This is a genomic window from Methylosinus sp. R-45379 (assembly GCF_001644125.1).
GTDB lineage: Bacteria > Pseudomonadota > Alphaproteobacteria > Rhizobiales > Beijerinckiaceae > Methylosinus.
Genome location: NZ_LUUM01000038.1, coordinates 1 through 3,420, shown reverse-complemented (window position 1 = coordinate 3,420; position 3,420 = coordinate 1). Strand labels below are relative to the sequence as shown.

At 66.2% G+C, this 3,420-nt stretch carries 3 protein-coding genes; 2 read left to right on the top strand and 1 reads right to left on the bottom strand.

Annotated features, from left to right (window positions below):
* Window positions 1-596 (bottom strand): helix-turn-helix transcriptional regulator (locus tag A1351_RS02460; RefSeq protein WP_064032055.1); only part of this gene is annotated, 596 nt, incomplete at its 3' end.
* 214 nt (window positions 597-810) lie between these two features.
* Here A1351_RS02460 and modA point away from each other — a divergent pair.
* Both modA and A1351_RS02450 read left to right on the top strand, forming a co-directional pair.
* A complete protein-coding gene (gene modA, locus A1351_RS02455; RefSeq protein WP_064032054.1) occupies window positions 811-1,611 on the top strand; it encodes a molybdate ABC transporter substrate-binding protein in 801 nt (266 codons plus the stop codon).
* 53 nt (window positions 1,612-1,664) lie between these two features.
* Window positions 1,665-3,188: a TldD/PmbA family protein gene (locus A1351_RS02450; protein ID WP_064032053.1), complete on the top strand. Its 1,524-nt coding sequence runs from the start codon at window positions 1,665-1,667 to the stop codon at window positions 3,186-3,188.
* The last annotated feature ends 232 nt before the right edge of the window (window positions 3,189-3,420 follow it).

Here is a 3,420-nt window from a genome sequence, read left to right as displayed (position 1 = left end):
AGGCGCAGATGCTCGCGCTTCATCCCCGCCTGCGCGAGCAGCTGGGTGAGGACGAGCTCGCTGCCCGCCTCCGGCTGGCGTGATTGGAAGGCGAGGTCGCGCACATCGGCGAGCCCGTCGATGCGCCGGGCGAGGCCCTTGCGAAACATCAGCCCGCGGCGGCGCTTGGCCCATTCCACGACGACGATCGGCTCGCCCGCGAGCCGTCTCTCCACCGTCTCGACATTCCAGCCGTCGTCCGGCTCTGGAATATGCAGTCCGGCGGCGATGCAGCCGCCCGCGGCGGCGCGCTCGAGCCCGTCCAGCGCGCCGTCGAGCAGCGCCGCGACGCCGCAGCGCGATTCGCGCAACGCCCATTCGAGCAGCGGATCATGGCCGCCGGCGACGACGAGCGGACGCGTCGCCGAGCCTTCGCCGCGCGGAGCCCGGCCGCTCGCGCCCGCGGCCAGCCACTCCTCGATCTCGATGCGGGGAAACAGCAGCTTGCCGGTGACGCGGCGTACAGGCAAGGCGCCTTCCGCGGCGAGATCATAGACCTTGCGCTCCTTGACGCGCAGCAGCGCGGCGAGCTCGCGCGTGGTGAGAAATTCAGACATTGTGTGTTTTTTCCGAGATGCGGAAAATTAACATAGCCAGCCTTCGGCGACAATCTCCCAATTATCCCGCACCACCAACAAAGGCGCGCGATCCAGAGCCAGTCGCAATTTGCTATTCCTATGCGAAATTATGTGAAAGACTCACAAATAGGCAAAATATATGCATAAGTAAGACAAGGCTCATCCATCCGAGCCGATCATCGGAGTGGTTCTCATGGTCAAACTGGCAAGTCTGGCGCTCGTCGCCGCTTTTCTGTCGCTGAATTTCACCCCGGCCTCTGCAGAGGCTCCCGCGGCCGATAAGGCTACCGGCGCCAAGACGGTGACTGTGTTCGCGGCGGCGAGCCTCAAGAATGCATTGGATGACGCCGCTGCGGCCTTCAAGAAGAAGACCGGCGTCGAGGTCTCCATCAGCTATGCGGCCTCCCTGCCGCTGGCCAAGCAGATCGAATCGGGCGCGCCGGCCGACATCTTCATTTCGGCCGACACCGCCTCCGCCGATTATCTCTCCTCGCGCGGGCTGCTGAAGGAGGGCTCGCGCACCGATCTGCTCGGCAATAGCCTCGTGCTCATCGCGCCCAAGATCGCCAACGTGAAGAAGCTCGCGCTGGACAAAGCCTCGCTGCTGGGCGCGCTCGGCGACAGCGGACGCATCGCCACCGGCGATCCGGCCTCCGTCCCTGTGGGCAAATACGCCAAGGCCGCTCTGACGAAGCTCGGCCTGTGGGAGGATTTGGAACCGCGCTTCGCCTTCGCCGAGAATGTGCGCGCCGCGCTCCTCTTCGTCGCGCGTGACGAGGCGCCGCTCGGCATCGTCTATCTGACCGACGCGCATTCGGATCCCAAGGTCTCGGTCGTCGCGACCTTCCCGGCCTCGTCGCACCCGCCGATCGTCTATCCCTTCGCGCTGACCGCCTCCTCGACGAGTGACTCGGCGGCGAAATTCTTCGCCTTTCTGAAGGGTCCGGAGGCCGCCGGCTTCTACAAGAAGCAGGGCTTCGCCGTTCTGCACTGAAACGGCTTTCCCTCGCCGCCGCTCCCAGTCTATCCTTCGGCGGCGAGGGAACCATGACCGTAGCGCATAATCCCAAAGACCTTTCGCGGACGGCCGCGCCGTTTCGCCTCGACCGCGCCCGTCTCGCCGAGCTGGCGGAGACAGCGCTCGCCACCGCGCGCCGCGCCGGAGCGAGCTACGCCGATATTCGCCTCGGCGAGACGCGCCGCCAATTCGTCCAGGCGAAGGAAGATCGGCTCGACGAATTTTTCGAGAGCGTCAGCCCCGGCTTCGGCCTGCGCGTGCTCGTCGATGGCTGCTGGGGCTTTTATGGCGCGCGCTCGCTGGAGCGAGGCGCCATAGCCGCGGCGGTGGAGCGCGCGATTCACAACGCCCGCGCCGTCGCGCCCATCCGCGTCGCGCCCGTGCAGATCGAGGAGACCGAGCCGCATGTCGCCGAATGGATCATGCCGCTCGGCGTCGATCCTTTCGCCGTCGATGCGCCGGCCAAGGTCGAGCGCCTCGTCGCCGTCAACGCCGCGGCGCTGGCGGCGGGCGCGGATTATTGCGTTTCCTCCTTCGCCTTCGCCACGGAGGAGCGACTCTTCGCCGACAGCCGCGGCAGCCGCATCTTCCAGTCGCGCACGCGCACGCAGCCCTCTTTCGAGGTCACGCTGATCGACAAGGCCTCCGGCCGTTTCGCGACGCGCGAGAGTCTCGCTCCGGCGCGCGCCGCCGGCTGGGAGCATGCGCTCTCCTGCGATCTCCTCGGCGAGGCGCGGCAGGCCGTCGAGGATGCGCGCCAAAAGCTGGGCGCCAAGCCCGTCGAGGCGGGCGTGACCGATGTCGTCATCGACCCCACCAATCTTTGGCTCACCATTCACGAGACTGTCGGCCATTCCACCGAGCTCGATCGCGCGCTCGGCTGGGAGGCGAATTTCGCCGGCACCTCTTTCGTCAAGCCGCATATGCTCGACAATCTGCGCTTCGGCAGCGAGCTGATGACGATCAAGGCGGATCGCTCGCAGGAGGGCGGACTCGCCAGCATCGCCTTCGACGACGATGGCGCGCCGCGCGAGCGCGCGGAATTCGAGATCGTCTCCAATGGCGTGTTCCGCAATTTCCAAATGGCGCTCGGTCAGGCGCATCTCATCGGCGCCGAGCGCTCCAACGGCTGCGCCTATGCGGATGATCCGACCGCCTTTCCCATTCAGCGCATGCCCAATATCTCGCTGGCGCCCAATCCTGATGCCTGCAAGCTCGAGGAGCTGATCGGCGGCGTCGAGAAGGGGCTCTATATCGTCGGCGCGGGAAGCTGGAGCATCGATCAGCAGCGCGACAATTTCCAATTCGGCGGCCAGATGTTCTACGAGATCCGCGACGGCAAGCTCGGCGAGCCGGTGCGCGACGCGGCCTATCAGGGCCGCACCATTCCGTTTTGGAATTCGCTCGACGGACTCGGCGACGCCTCCACCTACCGGCTGTGCGGCACCTTCACTTGCGGCAAGGCCGAGCCGATGCAGCTCGCGCCGGTCTCGCATGGCGCGCCGGCGGCGCGTTTCCGCGGCGTGACGGTGCTGAACACCGCGCGCGACTGAAATCCTTCACGGCGAAGGCCCCCTCCCTCACCCTCCCCCGCTGCGCGGGAGAGGGAGGCGGCAAACGCTACACGAAATCTCCATGAAGCGCGCAATCTGCCCCCTCTCCCGCGAAGCGGGGGAGGGCTGGGGAGGGGGCTCGAGCACATTCGCTATCATCGCGCGAAGCCACTCGATTGCTTCGCCTGTGGCTCGCAATGACGTTGTGCGCCTTTAGAGTCTGTCCGTTAAC

What these genes read in the sequence shown, in the direction of transcription:
- A1351_RS02450 (WP_064032053.1), top strand. Translation starts at nt 1,665, where the DNA reads ATGACCGTAGCGCATAATCCCAAAGACCTTTCGCGGACGGCCGCGCCG.
- modA (WP_064032054.1), top strand. Translation starts at nt 811, where the DNA reads ATGGTCAAACTGGCAAGTCTGGCGCTCGTCGCCGCTTTTCTGTCGCTG.